Genomic DNA, 18,296 nt, shown 5'->3' on the forward strand with positions numbered 1-18,296 from the left:
TCCCCGGGCTGGGCGTGGCACAGGCCGGCCGCACGATGGCGACCGGCCTGTGTCCGGTGGATCAGAGTCCGACGTGCTGCCGGAAGCGCGCGATCGCCGCGAACTCCTGCACGTCGAGGGAGGCGCCACCGACGAGCGCGCCGTCGATGTCGGGCTCGCGCAGGAAGCCGGCGATGTTGCCCGACTTCACCGAGCCGCCGTAGAGCACCCGCGTCGCCGCGGCTGCCTCGTCGCCCCAGGCTGCAGCGATCCCGCGACGGATCGCAGCGCATTCGTCCTGCGCCTGCTCGGCGGTCGCGGCCTGGCCGGAGCCGATCGCCCAGACCGGCTCGTACGCCACGACGATCTCCGAGGGCTGCACGGCGTCGAGGACGACCTGCAGCTGCTCCACCGGCACGACACCGGCGCCGCGCTCCTCGCGCTGCTCCCCGGTCTCGCCGACGCAGACCACCGGCACGAGACCGTGCTTGACGGCCGCGGCGGTCTTCGCGGCGACGACCTCGTCGGTCTCCGCGTGCAGCGTCCGCCGCTCGGAGTGTCCGACGATGACGTACTGCGCGTCGAGTGCGGCGAGGAACGCCCCGGACACGTCGCCCGTGTAGGCGCCCGAGTCGTACTGGGACAGGTCCTGCGCGCCGAAGCGGATCGGGAGCTTGTCGGCCGAGATGAGCGTCTGCACGCTCCGGAGGTCGGTGAAGGGCGGGAAGACCGCGACCTCGACGTCGTCGAAGTCGTGGCGTGCGTCCTTCAGCGTCCACGCGAGCTTCTGCACGGTGGCGATGGCCTGGAGGTGGTCCAGATTCATCTTCCAATTACCCGCGATGAGCGGCGTCCGGGTCATCGCGACCACCCCAGTGCTTCGAGACCGGGGAGCGACTTGCCCTCGAGGAACTCGAGGCTCGCACCGCCACCGGTCGAGATGTGCCCGAACTGGTCGTCCGAGAAGCCGAGCGACCGGACGGCCGCGGCGGAGTCGCCACCGCCGACCACACCGAGGCCGTCGACCTCGGTCAGGGCCTGCGCGACCGTCTTCGTGCCGGCGGCGAAGGCCGGGAACTCGAACACGCCCATCGGGCCGTTCCAGAACACGGTCTTCGACGAGGACACCGCGGAAGCGAACCGCGCCGCCGTCTCCGGACCGATGTCGAGGCCGATGCCGTCCGCCCCGAAGGACGACGACTCGATCGCGTCCGCGGCGACGGTCTCGTGCGACGCGTCGGCCGCGAACCCGGACGCCACGACGACGTCCGTCGGCAGGTCGATCGTCACGCCGAGCTCCTTCGCCCGCGAGAGGTACTCGCGGACGACGTCGAGCTGGTCGGCCTCGAGCAGCGACTTCGCGACCCCGTGGCCCTGGGCCGCGAGGAACGTGAAGAGCATGCCGCCGCCGATGCAGAGCGTGTCCACCTGCGGCAGGAGGTGGTCGATGACGCCGAGCTTGTCGCTGACCTTCGACCCGCCGAGCACGACCGTGTACGGCCGCTCCGGCGTCGTCGTGAGGCGTTCGAGCACGCCGAGCTCGGTCTCGATGAGCGACCCCGCTGCGCTGGGCAGCGCGGATGCGAGCTCGTACACTGAGGCCTGCTTGCGGTGCACGACACCGAAGCCGTCGGACACGAAGGCGTCCCCCAGGGCGGCGATGCGGTCCGCGAAGTCACTGCGCACGGCAGCGTCCTTCGAGGTCTCCTCCGGGTTGAACCGGAGGTTCTCGAGCAACAGGACGTCGCCGTCCCCGAGTTCCCCGGCGGCCGCGGTCGCTTCGTCGCCGACGGTCTCGCCGACGAACGTGACCTCTTTGCCGAGCAGCTCGGAGAGCCGCTGGGCCACCGGCGCGAGCGAGAACTCCGGCTTGGGCTCGCCGTCGGGGCGGCCCAGGTGGGAGATCACGATGACGCGCGCGCCGGCGTTGATGAGGGTGTTCAGGGTGGTCAGCGACGCGCGCACGCGGCCGTCGTCCGTGATCACGCCGTCCTTGAGCGGGACGTTGAGGTCACAACGGACGACGACACGCTTGCCGGCGAGGTCGCCGAGGTCCTCGAGGGTGCGGAGTGCCATGGGTTAGAGGCGCTCGCCCACGTACTCGGTGAGGTCGACCAGACGGTTCGAGTAGCCCCACTCGTTGTCGTACCACGAGGTGATCTTCACGAGGCCGCCGATGACCTTGGTCAGGCCGGAGTCGTAGATCGAGGAGTGCGGGTCCGTGGTGATGTCGGTCGACACCAGCGGGTCCTCGCTGTAGAGCAGGATGCCCTTGAGCGGGCCCTCGGCCGCCTCCTTGTAGGCGGCGTTGATCTCGTCGACGGTGACCTCGGACTTGGTCTCGAGGGTGAGGTCCGTGATCGAGCCGGTGGGCACCGGGACGCGGAGCGCGAAGCCGTCGAGCTTGCCGGCGAGCTCCGGCAGGACGAGGCCGATGGCCTTCGCCGCACCCGTGGAGGTCGGGACGATGTTCAGCGCTGCAGCACGCGCACGACGCGGGTCCTTGTGCGGGCCGTCCTGGAGGTTCTGGTCGGCGGTGTAGGCGTGGACCGTGGTCATGAGACCGCGCTCGATGCCGAACTTGTCGTGGAACACCTTGGCGAGCGGCGCGAGGCTGTTCGTGGTGCAGGACGCGTTCGAGATGATGTTGTGGTTCGCGGGGTCGTACTGGTCCTCGTTCACGCCGAGCACGATGGTGACGTCGTCACCCGTGGCCGGGGCGGAGATGATGACCTTCTTGGCACCGGCGTCGATGTGCTTCTGCGCATCGGCGGCCTTGGTGAAGAAACCGGTCGACTCGATGACGATGTCGACACCCAGCTCGCCCCAGGGCAGGTTGGCGGGGTCGCGCTCCGCGAGGACCTTGATCGCCTTGCCGTCGACCACGATGTTGTCGCCGTCGAGCTCGACCGTCGCCGGGAGCTTGCCGGTGATGGAGTCGAACTTCAGCAGGTTCGCGAGGGACGCGTTGTCGGTGAGGTCGTTCACCGCCACGATCTCGAGGTCGCTGCCCTTGGCCAGTGCGGCCCGGAAGAAGTTCCGGCCGATGCGGCCGAAGCCGTTGATACCGATCTTGACGGTCAATGGATCTCCTGGTGGGTGTGGAGCGCCCAGGGGGCGCTGCTTTCGGAGTCGTGTGGCCCTTCGGGCCCACGTGTGGTGGACGATACGCCCCGTAACGTCGCCGTAACGACCCTAGCAGTCGGACACTGCCAGACCGCGCGGGATGACGGTCCGTCCGGACGGTCGCGAGCGCCGCCCTGGACCACCCCGACGACGGACGGGAGGCGCGGTGCCAGCTGGCACCGCGCCTCCCGTCCGGAACGTCGTCACGCCCGTCGATCAGGCCCCTTCGAGCTCCTCGGGAACGCTCGCCTCGGTCCCCGGGATCCCGAGGTCGGACGCGCGCTTGTCGGCCATCGCGAGGAGGCGGCGGATGCGCCCGGCGATGGCGTCCTTCGTCATCGGCGGGTCCGCGTGCTGGCCGAGCTCGTCGAGCGACGCGTCGCGGTGCTGCAGCCGCAGCGAGCCGGCGTACTGGAGGTGGTCGGGGACCTCGTCGCCGAGGATCTCGAGCGCACGCTCGACCCGCGCGCACGCGGCGACGGCGGCCTGCGCGGAGCGACGGAGGTTCGCGTCGTCGAAGTTGACGAGACGGTTGGCGGTGGCACGGACCTCGCGGCGCTGGCGCATCTCCTCCCAGTCGGCGGTGGTGCGGGCGGCGCCCATCACAGTCAGCATCTGGCCGATGGCCTCGCCGTCGCGGATGACCACGCGGTGCACGCCACGGACCTCACGGCCCTTCGCCGCGATGCCGAGCCGCGAGGCGGCGCCGACCAGGGCCATCGCGGCCTCGTTGCCGGGGCAGGTGACCTCGAGTGCGGCGGCACGGCCGGGGTCGGTCAGGGTGCCGGCGGCGAGGAACGCACCACGCCAGATCGCGGCGAGGTCCTCGCGGTTGCCGGTGGTGAGCCGGTTCGGCAGACCGCGCACCGGGCGGCGGCGGGCGTCCATGAGGCCCGTCTGCCGGGCGAGGGTCTCCCCCGCCTCGAGCACGCGCACGAGGTACCGGGTGCCACGACGGGCGGACGCGGACGACCCCACCGACGCCTCGCTCCGCACGCCGTACAGCTCGGCGAGGTCCTTGCGCACACGGTGCACGATGATCCGGGTGTCGAGTTCGACCTCGACGGCGATCCGGCCCGAGATGACGTGCAGGCCACCCGCGAACCGCAGGATGGTCGCGAGCTCGGCAGCGCGGACCGTGTTGCGGTTCACGACGACCCGGGCCAGTTCGTCCTTGACCTCGGCAGTCAACGGCACAGCATCATTCCTAACGTTTCTTCTGGTGGGGTCCGCGTGCCCGGCGCACGTCGTGTGGAGCGGCCGGAGGGACGGTCACTCTCGGCCGAGGTCTCGGTTCTTCACACGCACGGCGACGTCGGGCATCCCGCGGAGGAGGTTCGCCAGCTCGGCGACGATGGCGACCGAACGGTGCTTGCCGCCGGTACAGCCGATGGCGATCGTAGCGTGTCTTTTGTTCTCGCGCTGGTACCCCTCGAACACCGGCTCGAGGACGTCGGCGTAGCGCTCGACGAACGTGCGGGCTCCGGGCTGGGCCAGGACGTAGTCCGAGACGGGTCGGTCGAGGCCCGTGTGCGGGCGGAGTTCCGGGACCCAGTAGGGGTTCGGCAGGAACCGGACATCGGCCACCATGTCGGCGTCGGCGGGCAGTCCGTACTTGAACCCGAAGCTCATCAGGGTCACCTGGACACCCGTGAAGTGGTCGTCGGCGAACTGCTCGGTCACGGCGTTCGCGAGTTGGTGGATGTTCAGGTCGGAGGTGTCGATGACGAGGTCCGACGCCTCGCGCAGGGCCGCGAGCCGACTGCGTTCGCGGCCGATGCCGTCGAGCAGCGTGTCCTCGCCCTGGAGCGGGTGCGGTCGCCGCACCTGCTCGAAGCGCCGCACGAGGACCGCGTCCGTCGCCTCGAGGAACAGCACCCGGACCCGGGCCGAGGCGCTCTTGCGCACCTGCTCGACCGCCTGCTCGGGATCGGTGAAGAACCGGCCGCCGCGGACGTCGACCACCGTGGCGATCTTGGGGATCTTCTCACCGGCGCGGTCCGCGAGCTCGGTGAGCGGCGCGAGCATCTGCGTCGGGAGGTTGTCGACGACGTACCAGCCGAGATCCTCGAGCGCCTTCCCCACCGTCGAACGGCCCGCCCCGGACATGCCGGTGACGATGAGGATGTCGTGCTGCTGCGGCGATCGTGTCGGCGCTGGGACGCTGTCGGTCATCTGGGAGTGGGCTCCGTCGTGGCGGCCCGGGCGCGTCGCCCGGGGAGGTCTCGGCTGCGGGACAAGGGTATCGCCCGGACGCCGGGCTCGGGGTGCGTCATCCGGTCGGGTGCGGTCCGTCCGTCGGCCGTGGCCCGTCGGTCTGGTGCCGTCCGCCGGTCGGGTGCCGTCCGCCGGTCGGGTGCGGTCCGTCGGTCGGCCGCACGGGAGGCGCGGTGTGCGTCATGCGGGCAGGTGCGGGCCGTCGTCGGTCACCTCGGGGAGCCGGGCCGGTCCTCCGGAGCGGGTGGCGGCCGACTGCGTGGCGGCTGCCAGGTCGGGCGCGCTGGCGCTGCCCGGTTCGCTGGCTGCGTCGGCCGCGCTGGCGGTGCCGGGTTCGATCGCCGTGTCCGGCGCACCGGCCCCGTCGGGAGCGCTCGTCGGCGTCGGGGCGCCCGCGGCCTCCGGCGCGCTCGTCGGCGTCGGGGCACCCGCGGCCTCCGGCGCGCTCGTCGGCGTCGGGGCACCCGCGGCCTCCGGCGCGCTCGTCGGCGTCTGCGCGAGCTTCGTGACCACGGCCGCCGCCGTCGCCGGTCCGACACCGTTCACCTCGGCGATCTCCTCCGCCGTCGCCTCGCGCAGCCGCGCCACCGACCCGAAGTGCTTCAGCAGCGCGTTCACCCGGGTGGGCCCGAGACCCGGGATCTCGGACAGCCGCGACCGGACGTCCCGCTTGCGCCGGGTCCGCTGGTGCGTGATCGCGAACCGGTGCGCCTCGTCACGGATGCGCTGGATGAGGAACAGTGCCTCGGAGTTGCGCGGCAGGATCACCGGGAAGTCGTCGTCCGGCAACCAGAGTTCCTCGAGCCGCTTCGCGATGCCCACGAGCGCGATGTCGTGCACCCCGGCCTCGTCCATCGCGCGCTTCGCCGCCTGCACCTGCGGCTGCCCGCCGTCGACGATGAGCAGTTGCGGCCGGTAGGCGAACCGCTTGGTCGGCTTCGAGCCCTCGACGACCTCGTCGCTGGTGACGTCGGGGACGTCCGGCAGCTCGGCGTCCTCGTCGAGGCGCGCGAGCCGGCGGGACAACACCTGGTACATGCTGTCGGTGTCGTCGGTGGTCTCGGCGATCGAGTACCGCCGGTACTGGTCCTTGCGGGGCAGCCCGTCCTCGAACACGACCATCGACGCGACGACGTTCGTCCCCTGCAGGTGGGAGATGTCGTAGCACTCCATGCGGAGCGGTGCCTCGGTCATGCCGAGGGCGTCCTGGATGTCCGCCAACGCCGCGGACCGCGTCGTGTAGTCGGCCGAGCGCTTCGTCTTGTAGAGCATGAGCGCCTGGGCAGCGTTCTGCGCCGCGGTCCGGGCGAGCCCCGCCCGGTCACCCCGCTGCGCGGTGCTGAGCTTGGTGCCCCGACCGCCACGGCGTTCGCTGAGCCACTGCTGCAGCGCCTCGGCGTCCTCCGGCAGTTCCGGCACGACGACCTCGCGCGGGGGCTCCTCGCCCGTCGCGTACTGTCCCTGCACGATCTGCTCGATGAGGTCGCCCGTAGAGATGTCGAGTTCCTTGTCGACGACCCACCCGCGCACACCGCGGATGCGCCCGCCGCGCACCGAGAACAGCTGCACGGCCGCGGCGAGTTCGTCCTCGGAGATGCCGAACAGGTCGAGGTCGACCGAGTCGCGGAGCACGACCGCGGACTTCTCGAGCACGGCCTCGAGCGCGCCGACCTGGTCGCGGAACTTCGCGGCCTGCTCGTACTGCATCGCGTCGGCCGAAGCGGCCATGCGCTGCCGCAGCTGCGTGATCACCCGGCGGTCGTAGCTCGCCATGAAGCGCACGAACTCCTCGACCAGCGCGCGGTGCTCGGCGATCGTGACCTTCTGGGAGCACGGACCGCCGCACTTGCCGATCTGCCCCGGGAAGCACGGCTTGCCGGTCTGCATCGCCTTCTTGTACGACGAGTCCGAGCAGGTGCGGATCGGGAACACCTTGATCATCAGGTCGATCGTGTCGTGCACGGCCCAGATCTTCGGGTACGGCCCGAAGTACTTCGCGCCCTTGATCTTCCGGTTCCGGGTGACCATCACCCGGGGCGACTCCTCGCCCAGGGTGATCGCCATGTACGGGTAGGACTTGTCGTCCCGGAACTTGACGTTGAAGGGCGGATCGAACTCCTTGATCCACGTGTACTCGAGCTGCAGCGCCTCGATCTCGGAACCGACCGTCGTCCACTCGACGCTCCGTGCCGTGAGCACCATGCGCCGGGTGCGCTCGTGCAGCGTCGGCAGCGGTGCGAAGTAGTTGCTCAGCCGGGCACGGAGGTTCTTCGCCTTGCCGACGTAGAGCACCCGGCCGGCTTCGTCACGCCAGCGGTAGACGCCCGGATCAGTGGGAATCTCCCCCGCCTTCGGACGCCACGGGACGGTGTCCGCCACCTACCGAGCACCCGCCTTCTGCTTCGCCTTCGGACGCTTCTGGCTGGCCGTGCGTGCGCCGACCGCCTGTTCCTTGCCGACCCGCGCGTCCTGCGCGTCGAAGATCTCCTTGAGGAAGACCCCGGTGTGGCTCTCGGGCACGTTCGCCACGTGCTCGGGCGTCCCCGTCGCGAGGACCGTCCCGCCACCGGATCCACCTTCGGGTCCCATGTCGATCAGCCAGTCCGCCGACTTGATGACGTCGAGGTTGTGCTCGATCGTGATGACCGTGTTGCCCTTGTCGACCAGGCTCTGCAGCACGAGGAGCAGCTTGCGGACGTCTTCGAAGTGCAGACCGGTGGTCGGTTCGTCGAGGACGTAGACCGTCCGGCCGTTCGACCGGCGCTGGAGCTCGGTGGCGAGCTTGACGCGCTGCGCCTCGCCCCCGGAGAGCGTCGTTGCGCTCTGTCCGAGCCGGACGTAGCCCAGTCCGACGTCGACGAGGGTCGCCATGTACCGGTGGATCGCGGAGATCGGCTCGAAGAACTCGGCTGCCTCGCTGATCGGCATGTCGAGGACCTCGGAGATGTCCTTGCCCTTGTAGTGCACCTGCAGCGTCTCGCGGTTGTACCGCGCACCGCCGCAGACCTCGCACGCGACGTAGACGTCGGGAAGGAAGTTCATCTCGATCTTGATCGTGCCGTCACCGGAGCAGTTCTCGCAGCGACCGCCCTTGACGTTGAAGCTGAAGCGACCGGGCTGGTAGCCGCGCGCCTTCGCCTCGGGTGTCTCGGCGAAGAGCTGTCGGATCCGGTCGAACACACCCGTGTAGGTCGCCGGGTTGGACCGCGGGGTCCGACCGATCGGCGCCTGGTCGACGTGCACGACCTTGTCGAGCTGGTCGAGCCCCTTCACGCGGGTGTGCTTGCCCGCGATGTGCCGTGCGCCGTTGAGCTGGTTGGCGAGCACCTTGTAGAGGATGTCGTTGACGAGCGTCGACTTGCCCGAGCCGCTCACCCCGGTGACCGCGGTGAACACCCCGAGCGGGAAGTCCGCGTCGATCGACTTGAGGTTGTTCGCCCGCGCACCCTGCACGCTGATCGTGCGCTTGAGGTTGACCTTGCGACGCTCGGCCGGGACCTCGATCGCACGTCGACCCGCGAGGTAGTCGCCCGTGATCGATTCGCGGTTCTCGATGATCCCCTCGTACGAGCCGGAGTGGACGACGTTGCCGCCGTTCACACCCGCGCCGGGCCCGATGTCGACGACCCAGTCCGCCGTGCGGATCGTGTCCTCGTCGTGCTCGACGACGATGAGCGTGTTGCCGAGGTCCTTGAGCTTCACCAGGGTGTCGATCAACCGCCGGTTGTCGCGCTGGTGCAGCCCGATGCTCGGCTCGTCGAGGACGTAGAGCACGCCGGTCAGACCGGACCCGATCTGGGTGGCCAGACGGATGCGCTGCGCCTCGCCGCCGGACAGTCCGCCCGCGCCACGGGAGAGCGTCAGGTAGTTCAGGCCGACCTCGAGCAGGAACTCGAGCCGCGCCCGGATCTCGCGCAGGACAGCGGCCGCGATGTGCGCCTCGCGCTCGGTGAGGGTGAGGCTCTCCATGAAGCCGTACGCGTTGTCGAGCGACATGTCCGTCACGTCGGCGATGCTGCGGCCGTCCACCGTCACCGCGAGCACCTCGGGCTTGAGACGCGTGCCGTCGCAGACCGGGCAGGGGACCTCGCGCAGGTAGCCCTGGAAGCGCTGCCGCTGCGAGTCCGACTCGGCCTCGGCGAACTTGCGCTCGATGTAGGGCATGACGCCCTCGAACCCGCTCGTGTACCGCATCTCGCGGCCGAACCGGTTGCGCCAGGACACCGACACCTGGAAGTCCTTGCCGGTGAGGATCGCTGCCTGCACCGAGGCGTCGAGACGGCTCCACGGGGTGTCCAGGTCGAACCCGAGGTCCTTGCCGAGGCCGGCGAGGAGCTTCTCGAAGTAGGAGTACAGCCCGCTCGTGCCCGTCCACGGCAGCAGGACGCCGTCGCGCAGGGACGCCTCGGGGTCGCCGAGGACGAGGTCCGGGTCGACCGACATGCGGGTACCGAGGCCGGAGCACTCGGGGCACGCACCGAACGGCGCGTTGAACGAGAACGTGCGGGGCTCGATCTCGGTGAGCGCCAGCGGGTGGTTGTTCGGGCAGGAGAGGTTCTCGGAGTAGGTCCGGACCGCACCGGGTCCCTCGGCGTCGACGAGGTCGATCGCGACCGTGCCGTCGGTCAGGCGCAGTGCCGTCTCGAGCGAGTCGGTCAGACGTCCGAGGATGTCCTCGTTCGCGACGAGACGGTCGACGATGACGGAGATGTCGTGCTTGACCTGCTTCTTGAGCTTGGGCGGGTCGCTGAGCTGGATGCGCTCCCCGTCGACGATCGCGCGGGCGTAGCCGGACGCCGCCAGTTCTTGGAAGAGGTCGACGAACTCGCCCTTCTTCTTGGAGATGACGGGCGCGAGCACCTGGAACCGCGTGCCCGACTCGAACTCCATGAGCTGGTCGGCGATCTGCTGCACGCTCTGCTTGCTGATCACCTCACCGCAGACGGGGCAGTGCGGGATGCCGATGCGCGCCCAGAGCAGACGCATGTAGTCGTAGACCTCGGTGATGGTGCCGACCGTCGATCGCGGGTTGCGGTTCGTCGACTTCTGGTCGATCGAGACCGCGGGCGAGAGCCCTTCGATGAAGTCGACGTCCGGGCGGTCGACCTGCCCGAGGAACTGGCGCGCGTACGCGGACAGCGACTCGACGTAGCGGCGCTGTCCCTCGGCGAAGATCGTGTCGAACGCCAGCGAGGACTTGCCGGATCCGGACAGACCCGTGAACACGACGAGCGAGTCGCGTGGGATCTCGAGGTCGACGTCGCGCAGGTTGTGCACGCGGGCACCGCGCACGCTGAGCGTGGAGGTGCTGTGCGGTGCCGTGCCGCCGGGGATGTGGAGGTCTACGGGCTCGCCGAAGGCATTCCGGCCCGACGTCGAGGTTCCGCGGTCAGAGGTGATGGTCATCGTCGTCGATTCTACGAAGCGGCACCGACATTCGGCCGCGATGGACGGTCAGACGAGTGCGTCGAGAGCGAACGCGACCCCGGCGGCACGCTCGCTCGCCACCCAGAGCCGGGCGGCCTCGGTCCGGTCGTGGGCCCGCGGTTCGGCCCGGACGACCGCTGCCGGCCCCCGGAGCTGCATCCAGCCCGACGGCCCCCAGTACTCGCCGGACCGGACGCCGTCGGCGATCGCCGCGTGCACGAGCGGGTCGGCGCCGGCGTCCTTGCCCTGGGCGTACAGCCGCTGCGCCGGACGGGTCCACGCCGGCTCCGATCGGGACGATGCGACGTCGGGACGCTCGGGTGACAGCAGGTCGAGCGAGAACCCGGGATGCGCGACGACGCTGGAGACCGGTGACCCGGCATCGGCGAGGCGTTCGGCGAGCTCGAAGCCGAAGAGCATGACCGCGAGCTTGCTCCGCCCGTACTGGCGGTAGCTGGAGTAGTGGCTCGCGCCGAGCGGGTCCGCCGGGTCGAGCCGTGCCCACCGGTGTGCGATCGACCCGAGGTGCACCACGCGCCCCGCGCGGCGGTCGAGCAGCGGGAGCGTCAGCGCCGTCCAGGCGAAGTGCCCGAGGTGGTTCGTGCCCACCTGCAGCTCGGTGCCCTGGGCCGTCCGCTGCATCGTGCTCGCGCCCACCACGCCGGCGTTGTTCACGGTCGCGTCGACACCCTCCGGCTGCAGCGCCGCGAGCTCGTCGGCGGCTGCCCGCACGCTGTCGAGGTCGGCGAGGTCGAGGTGCACGTGCGCGAGGTCGGCGCCGTCCACGTGGCGACGGATGCTCCGCTCGGCCGCCGCAGCGCGCTCGCGGCTGCGGGTCGCGAGGACGACGCGGTGACCGGCGGCGGCGAGCTGCTCCGCGGCGAAGTACCCGAGGCCAGCACTCGCACCGGTGACGACGACCGTGCGACGAGACCCGTCGCGCGCGGCGCGCGCGCCGGCGTCAGCTGACATGGCCCGCCGACTCCATCTGGCGCAGCGCCTTCTTGAGGTCCTGCACCTCGTCGCGGAGCCGTGCGGCGAGTTCGAACTTCAGCTCGGCCGCCGCCTGCAGCATCTGCTCGTTGAGGTCGCCGATGGTCGCTTCGAGCTGCATCGCCCCCTCGCCCGCGATCCCGCCGCGCTTGAGGTTCGGCGTCGGCGAGCGTCGGCCGTCCGCTCCGGGGCGACCTTCGAGCAGCGCCTTCGTGTCGTCGTTCTCACGCGCCAGGATCTCGGTGATGTCGGCGATCTTCTTGCGCAGGGGCTGGGGGTCGATGCCGCGCTCGGTGTTGTAGGCCACCTGCTTCTCGCGGCGCCGGTCGGTCTCCTCGATCGCGGTCTTCATCGAGTCGGTCATCTTGTCGGCGTACATCAGCACCTGGCCCGAGACGTTGCGGGCGGCACGACCGATCGTCTGGATGAGCGACGTCGACGAGCGGAGGAAGCCCTCCTTGTCGGCGTCGAGGATCGCCACGAGGGAGACCTCGGGCAGGTCGAGCCCCTCGCGCAGGAGGTTGATGCCGACGAGCACGTCGTAGACGCCCTGGCGCAGTTCGGTCAGCAGCTCGACGCGCTTGAGGGTGTCGACGTCGGAGTGCAGGTACCGGACCCGGACGCCGGCGTTGCCGAGGAAGTCGGTGAGTTCCTCGGCCATGCGCTTGGTCAGCGTCGTGACGAGGACGCGCTCGTCCTTCTCGACGCGCTGGTTGATCTCCTCGAGCAGGTCGTCGATCTGGCCGTCACTCGGCTTCACGACGATCTCGGGGTCGACCAGGCCCGTCGGGCGGATGATCTGCTCGACGACACTGTCCGTCACGCCGAGTTCGTAGCGGCCCGGGGTCGCCGACAGGTAGACCTTCTGGCCGGAGCGCTCGAGGAACTCTTCCCAGGTGAGCGGTCGGTTGTCGAGGGCGCTCGGCAGGCGGAAGCCGTGCTCGACCAGCGTGCGCTTGCGGGAGGCGTCCCCTTCGTACATCGCGCCGATCTGGGGCACGGTGACGTGCGACTCGTCGATCACGATGAGGAGGTCGTCCGGGAAGAAGTCGAGCAGGCAGTGCGGCGGTTCCCCCGCGGCACGGCCGTCCATGTGGCGCGAGTAGTTCTCGATGCCGGAGCAGAAGCCGATCTGCTCCATCATCTCGATGTCGAACGTGGTGCGCATCCGGAGCCGCTGGGCCTCGAGCAGCTTGCCCTGCCCCTCGAGCTCGGCCAGGCGCTCGGCGAGTTCGTCCTTGATCGTGGCGATCGCCCGGTGCATGACCTCGGTGTCGGCGACGTAGTGCGACGCCGGGAAGATCGACACGGCGGGCATGTCCTCGATCACGTTGCCGGTGAGCGGGTGCAGGTACGACAGGGCCTCGACCTCGTCGCCGAACATCTCGATGCGGATCGCGTGCTCTTCGTACATCGGGATGATCTCGAGCGTGTCGCCGCGGACCCGGAAGGTCCCTCGTGCGAAGTCGACGTCGTTCCGCTGGTACTGCATCGCGACGAACTTGCGGACGAGCTGGTCGCGGGAGATCGTCTGGCCGACGTGCAGCGCGACCGACGCGTTCATGTACTGCTCCGGCGTCCCCAGGCCGTAGATGCAGGACACCGTCGAGACCACCACGACGTCGCGCCGGCTGAGCAGCGAGTTCGTCGTCGAGTGCCGGAGCCGCTCGACCTCGGCGTTGACCGACGAGTCCTTCTCGATGAAGGTGTCCGTCTGCGGGACGTAGGCCTCGGGCTGGTAGTAGTCGTAGTACGAGACGAAGTACTCGACGGCGTTGTTCGGCAGCAGGCTCCGGAACTCGTTCGCGAGCTGGGCCGCCAGGGTCTTGTTGTGCGCGAGCACGAGCGTCGGCCGCTGCACCTGCTCGATGAGCCACGCGGTCGTCGCCGACTTGCCCGTACCGGTCGCACCGAGCAGCACGACGTCGGTCTCACCGGCGTTGATGCGACCGGCCAGTTCGGCGATCGCCGCGGGCTGGTCGCCGCTCGGCGAGTACTCGCTGATGACCTCGAACGGGCGGACCGCGCGCGTGGGCTCGATTGACACTGCCATGCCCACCACGGTAGTCGGCACCCCTGACACCGGAGCCGTCTGCTCGCCCTCGGCGTATCGTCCACGCCAAGCACGCTCCGAGACCGCTGATAGGGACCCGGCATAGCCTCCGATCCGTTCAGCAACCCGACTCGCTCTCACTCCCCGAAGAGGCCCCCATGACGACGGCGACCCCCGCCGCACCGACGAAGGGCACCCCGTTCCGCGGACGCATCCGCGGACGAGTGCTCATCCTGCTGTGCTGCATGTACGCGATCTCGTACATCGACCGCACCAACATCTCCACGGCGCTCCCCCACATCACCGAGGACTTCGGCTTCAACGAGACGACCGCCGGGCTCATCGTCTCCGCCTTCGCACTCCCCTACGCCCTGCTGCAGGTCTTCGGCGGCACGATCGCCGAGAAGTTCGGTCCCCGGAAGGCCCTGTTCGTCATCACCGTGATCTGGGGGGTCGCCACCCTCTGGACCGGGTTCTCGGTCGGCTTCTGGACGCTCTTCGCCGCCCGCGCGCTCCTCGGCCTGAGCGAGGCGGCCGCGTTCCCCGCCGCGACCCAGGCGATGAGCCGCTGGATCCCCCGCGACCGCAACGGCTTCGCACAGGGCGTCGTGCACTCCGCGGCGCGCCTCGGCAACGCCCTCGCGCCGCTCCTCGTCGCCTGGGTCATCGGTGCGACCGGCAGCTGGCGGTGGGCGTTCTTCGCGACGGCCGTCCTGTCCATCGCCTGGGCGATCGTCTGGTTCGTCTGGTTCCGCGACAAGCCCGAGGACACCACCGGCATCCAGCAGGTCGAGCTCGACGAGCTGCCGCCGGTCGAGACCCGCGCCACCCGGCCGCCCGTCCCGTGGCGCACGCTGGCCCGGCAGATCTCCCCGGTGACCTTCGTCGACTTCGGGTACGGCTGGGTGCTCTGGGTGTTCCTCACCTGGATCCCGACGTTCCTCAGCGACACCTACGGCCTGCCGATCAGCCAGTTCGCCCTCTTCACCACGCTCGTGCTCCTCGCGGGCGTCATCGGCGACACCGTCGGCGGGATGCTCAGCGACCGGATCATCCACCGCGGCGGGGACAGCCGGAACGCCCGGAGGATCGTCCTCGTCATCGGCCTCGGCGGCTCCCTCGTCTGCCTCGTCCCCCTCGTGATCGGGCAGGGCCTGGTCGTCGCGACGATCTCGCTCGCCCTCTCGTTCTTCTTCCTGGAACTCTGCAACGCCAACCTCTGGGCAATCCCGATGGACGTCGCCCCGCAGTGGTCCGGCACCGCGTCGGGGTTCATGAACACCGGCTTCGGCATCGCCGGCGTTATCTCGCCGATCGTGTTCGGCGCGCTGATCGACGCCTCCGGCTGGCAGCTGCCCTTCGCCCTCTCCTGCGTGCTGCTCGCCGCCGCGGCCGTGGTCGCGTGGTTCATGAAGCCGAAGCGGCTCACGATGACGGACGGCGTCCTCGAGATCGGCGTCCCGAAGGCCGAGCAGCACGCCGGCTGATCCGCGTCGCGACGACCGCTGCACGCTGCGGACGGGAGGCGCGGTGCCAGGCCGACCCGCGCCTCCCGTCCGGCACTGCGCACGACGCGAGGCGCGCTGCCGGCCCGACCCGCGCCTCCCGTCCCCGCGCGATGCGGGCGACGCCCCATCGGCGGACGCGCTCAGCGCGTCGACCGCGGTCCGACGTCGTCCGTCTCCCCCACGAGCGCATCGTCCGGTTCGACCGGCTCGACCGGCTCGACCCGCGGTTCCGGGGCGACCACCGGCACGGCACCAGCACCCGCACCCCGAGCAGCCGCCTCCCGCTTCCGCGCCAGCGCCGCCCGCTGCCCACGTGACGACAAGGACGGCCGCCCCGTGAGCGGCACGCTCAACGGCGTCCACCGGAACAGCTCCGTCACGGCCACCGACAGCACGAGCACGAGCACGTAGGTGACCAGCGTGAGCCAGGGCTTCGGGACGACGCGCTCGAGCCAGCTGTCGCCGTAGAGCAGGATCCAGATCGCGAACGGGTGGCTGAGGAAGATGCCGAACGACCGGTCCGAGCCGTAGTCGACGACGCGGGCGAGCGCGCTCCCGGGCCGGCGCCGATCCGCCCAGCGCGCGCCGATCGCCAGGAACCCGACGAACACGGCGCTGCTCCAGAGCACCTGGACCGGCTGCAGGGGCGTGCCGGCGGCGTAGAGCGACTGCCCGAGACCGACCTGCAGCCACCAGACGCCGAGGGTGAGCGCGCCGGCGCCCGCGAAGCCCCAGAGGACGGCGCGGCGGTGCACCCGGATGAACCGGAGGAAGGCGTCCGCGTGGTCGGCGGCGATCGCGCCGGAGACGATGAAGAACACGTACGAGAAGAAGAACTGCTTCTGGTAGCCGTGCATCCACGCGTCGCTGGCGGGGAAGTACTTGTACCCGGCGAAGACCACGAGCTGGAACGCGAGCGTCACGGCGAGGACCGCGACGTGGTGGCCGCGCGTCCTCCGCACCAGCCACGCGATGACCGGCAGGAGCAGGTACACCTGCATCGTCACGAGCAGGAAGTAGAGGTGGTACCAGGAGACGCCGGTGACGATTCCCTCGGCGTACGTGCGCACGAGGTCGGGCACGTCGCCCCGGCGGGTGGCGCTGAGGAGCCAGGACGACGCCACGTAGACGAAGGACCACGCCAGGTAGGGCACGCCGACGAGCAGGAAGCGCTTCGGCCAGAACTGGGCCATCGGCCGCGGTCGGAGCGTGTAGCTGTAGACGAGCACGAAGGCGGTCAGCGAGAAGAAGACCAGGCGGGTGAAGTGGAGCAGGCCGAGCAGGGCGTTCAGCGGGACGTCGTCGGCGGAGACCGTGTGACTCGTGGTGTGGACGCCGATGACGCAGGCGAAGGTCAGGATGCGGAGGACGTCGACCTCGTAGAGGTGCCGCGGCTTCCCCTCGGCGGTGCGGGTCGGCGTCTGCACCCGACGGTCGGCAGCGTCGGCGGTGGGCGTGGCGGCGTCGGCGGTGGGCGTGGCGGCGTCGGTCACGGGTGTTCGGCCATCGTCCGCACCTTCGCCCGCTGCACCTTGCCGGTCGGCGCGCGCGGCAGGTCGGGCACGACGACGATCTCGACCGGACGGCGGAACCGTGTGAGGTGCGCCTCGGCCCGCGCGGTGAGGTCGGCGACCAGGGCCTCGGCGTCCACGGCCTCGTCCGGCTGCGGGATCACGTAGGCGATCGGTACCGCGCCGAGGACCTCGTGCGGCCGCCCGACGACCACGGCCTCGAGCACGCGGTCGTCGCCGAGCAGCACGTCCTCCACCTCGGAGGGGTACACCTTCTCGCCGCCCCGGTTGATGACGTCGTCCGAGCGACCGGCGAGCGACACCCAGCCGTCCGCCGAGACCGATCCGACGTCGCCCGTACGCAACCAGCCGTCCGCGTCGAACCGTTCGGCTGCGCGACCGAAGAGGTAACGGTCGACGATGCCCTCGCCGCGGATCCAGAGGGCCCCGACCTCGTCGGCGGGCAGCACCGTGCCGTCCTCGCCCCGGACCTGCACCTCGGACCCGACCGGCACGCCGACGGTCCCGACGCGTGCGGGAGCACCGAGCGGCGTGGCGGTGATCTGCGACGCCCCCTCGGTCATCCCCCAGCTGACGACGAGCGGGACGTCGCCGAGCGCCTGCCGCACCGGATCGGGCAGCGGAGCGGAGGCGCTGCGGACGAACCGGAGGCCCTCGGGGAAGTCGAGCGGACCGGTCTTCGCGAGGACCGCGAGGATCGCCGGGACCGCGTTCAGCCAGGTGATCCGGCGCTCGGCGAGCAGCTCCCAGAAGCCGGTGCGACGGAACCGTCGGTCGAGCACGAGGGTCCCGCCGGCCACGAGGGTCGCCAGCAACCCGACGACCTCGGCGTTCACGTGGAAGAGCGGGAGGGAGTTGAACCCGCGGTCCTCCGGCGTGAGGCGGTTGTGCTGCGCCACGGCCCGGGCCACGAACAGCAGCTGCGACTCGGGCAGCTCGACGCCCTTCGGGGTGCCGGTGGAGCCGGAGGTGAAGAGCACGACGGACCCCTCGCCGGGTGCGTCCGGGTTCTCCGACGGCAGGTCGCCGTCGCGGACGGCTGCCGGGAGGAACGTGGTCGCGTCGATCCCGCTCGCCGGCGCCCCGGGGACGGTCGCGTCCACGGCGCGGTCCGACACCACGAGCGAGGCACCGCCGATCAGGTCGGCGAGACGGCCGGGTTCCGAGGTCGGCTGTCCGGTGTCGACGGGGATCGCCCGCCGACCGGTCGCGAGGGCGGCGAGGTGCACGACCGCGAACGAGAGCGGGTCGGCGAGGTCGACCAGGACCGCCCCGGACGGCGCGACCCCGATCGCGTCGAAGGTCAACGACCACGCCGACACCGCGTCCTCGAGCGCGCGGTAGGTCAGGACGCGGTCACTGCGTGCGTCCTCGAGGTAGCTGCGCTCCCCGTCCTGCGCCGCGCGGGCACGGATGGTCGAGCGCAGGTCGGGTCCTTCGCCTGCTTGCTGCACGGACTCA

Annotated in this window: 12 protein-coding genes; 1 reads left to right on the plus strand and 11 read right to left on the minus strand. The window is 70.4% G+C overall.

The genetic code is table 11. The annotated features are described in order from the left end of the window. Positions 1 to 61: 61 nt before the first annotated feature. The 9 genes from tpiA to uvrB all read right to left on the minus strand — a co-directional run bounded on the left by tpiA (position 62) and on the right by uvrB (position 13,783). Positions 62 to 841 (minus strand): triose-phosphate isomerase, encoded by a 780-nt coding sequence (tpiA, locus tag QE359_RS13935; RefSeq protein ID WP_071296368.1) that lies wholly within the window; start codon positions 839 to 841, stop codon positions 62 to 64. Continuing rightward, positions 838 to 2,055 (minus strand): phosphoglycerate kinase, encoded by a 1,218-nt coding sequence (locus QE359_RS13940; RefSeq protein WP_309779633.1) that lies wholly within the window; start codon positions 2,053 to 2,055, stop codon positions 838 to 840. The genes tpiA and QE359_RS13940 overlap by 4 nt, the downstream gene beginning before the upstream one ends. 3 nt (positions 2,056 to 2,058) lie before the next feature. Continuing rightward, the gene (gene gap, locus QE359_RS13945; protein WP_070416209.1) at positions 2,059 to 3,063 is read right to left on the minus strand and encodes a type I glyceraldehyde-3-phosphate dehydrogenase; all 1,005 of its coding nucleotides are present in this window, start codon (positions 3,061 to 3,063) and stop codon (positions 2,059 to 2,061) included. Positions 3,064 to 3,321: 258 nt separating this feature from the next. Then, positions 3,322 to 4,302, minus strand: coding sequence for a DNA-binding protein WhiA (gene whiA / locus QE359_RS13950; protein ID WP_070416210.1), 981 nt, complete (start codon positions 4,300 to 4,302; stop codon positions 3,322 to 3,324). Positions 4,303 to 4,377: 75 nt separating this feature from the next. Then, positions 4,378 to 5,280 carry an RNase adapter RapZ gene (rapZ, locus tag QE359_RS13955; RefSeq protein ID WP_070416211.1) on the minus strand — a complete coding sequence of 301 codons (903 nt, stop codon included), beginning with the start codon at positions 5,278 to 5,280 and terminating at the stop codon, positions 4,378 to 4,380. 222 nt (positions 5,281 to 5,502) lie between these two features. Continuing rightward, entirely contained in the window at positions 5,503 to 7,701 is a 2,199-nt protein-coding gene (gene uvrC, locus QE359_RS13960; RefSeq protein WP_396127741.1) for an excinuclease ABC subunit UvrC, read from the minus strand. Next, the gene (gene uvrA, locus QE359_RS13965; RefSeq protein WP_229084949.1) at positions 7,702 to 10,728 is read right to left on the minus strand and encodes an excinuclease ABC subunit UvrA; all 3,027 of its coding nucleotides are present in this window, start codon (positions 10,726 to 10,728) and stop codon (positions 7,702 to 7,704) included. Between the two features lie 48 nt (positions 10,729 to 10,776). Further along, entirely contained in the window at positions 10,777 to 11,721 is a 945-nt protein-coding gene (locus QE359_RS13970) for an SDR family NAD(P)-dependent oxidoreductase (protein ID WP_309779635.1), read from the minus strand. Continuing rightward, complete coding sequence (uvrB, locus tag QE359_RS13975) at positions 11,711 to 13,783, minus strand: excinuclease ABC subunit UvrB (protein WP_070419051.1); 2,073 nt, start codon at positions 13,781 to 13,783, stop codon at positions 11,711 to 11,713. The genes QE359_RS13970 and uvrB overlap by 11 nt, the downstream gene beginning before the upstream one ends. Before the next feature lie 170 nt (positions 13,784 to 13,953). On the opposite strand from uvrB, the gene QE359_RS13980 reads away from it, so the two are divergent. Then, the gene (locus QE359_RS13980) at positions 13,954 to 15,282 is read left to right on the plus strand and encodes an MFS transporter (protein WP_309779636.1); all 1,329 of its coding nucleotides are present in this window, start codon (positions 13,954 to 13,956) and stop codon (positions 15,280 to 15,282) included. Between the two features lie 161 nt (positions 15,283 to 15,443). Here the strand turns inward: QE359_RS13980 and QE359_RS13985 are convergent, their stop codons facing one another. Further along, positions 15,444 to 16,796, minus strand: coding sequence for an acyltransferase (locus QE359_RS13985; RefSeq protein ID WP_309779637.1), 1,353 nt, complete (start codon positions 16,794 to 16,796; stop codon positions 15,444 to 15,446). Then, positions 16,793 to 18,289: an AMP-binding protein gene (locus tag QE359_RS13990; protein ID WP_309779638.1), complete on the minus strand. Its 1,497-nt coding sequence runs from the start codon at positions 18,287 to 18,289 to the stop codon at positions 16,793 to 16,795. Before QE359_RS13990 ends, QE359_RS13985 begins: the two co-directional genes overlap by 4 nt. Positions 18,290 to 18,296: the final 7 nt, after the last annotated feature.

This window comes from Curtobacterium sp. SORGH_AS_0776 (genome assembly GCF_031453355.1).
Lineage (GTDB): Bacteria > Actinomycetota > Actinomycetes > Actinomycetales > Microbacteriaceae > Curtobacterium.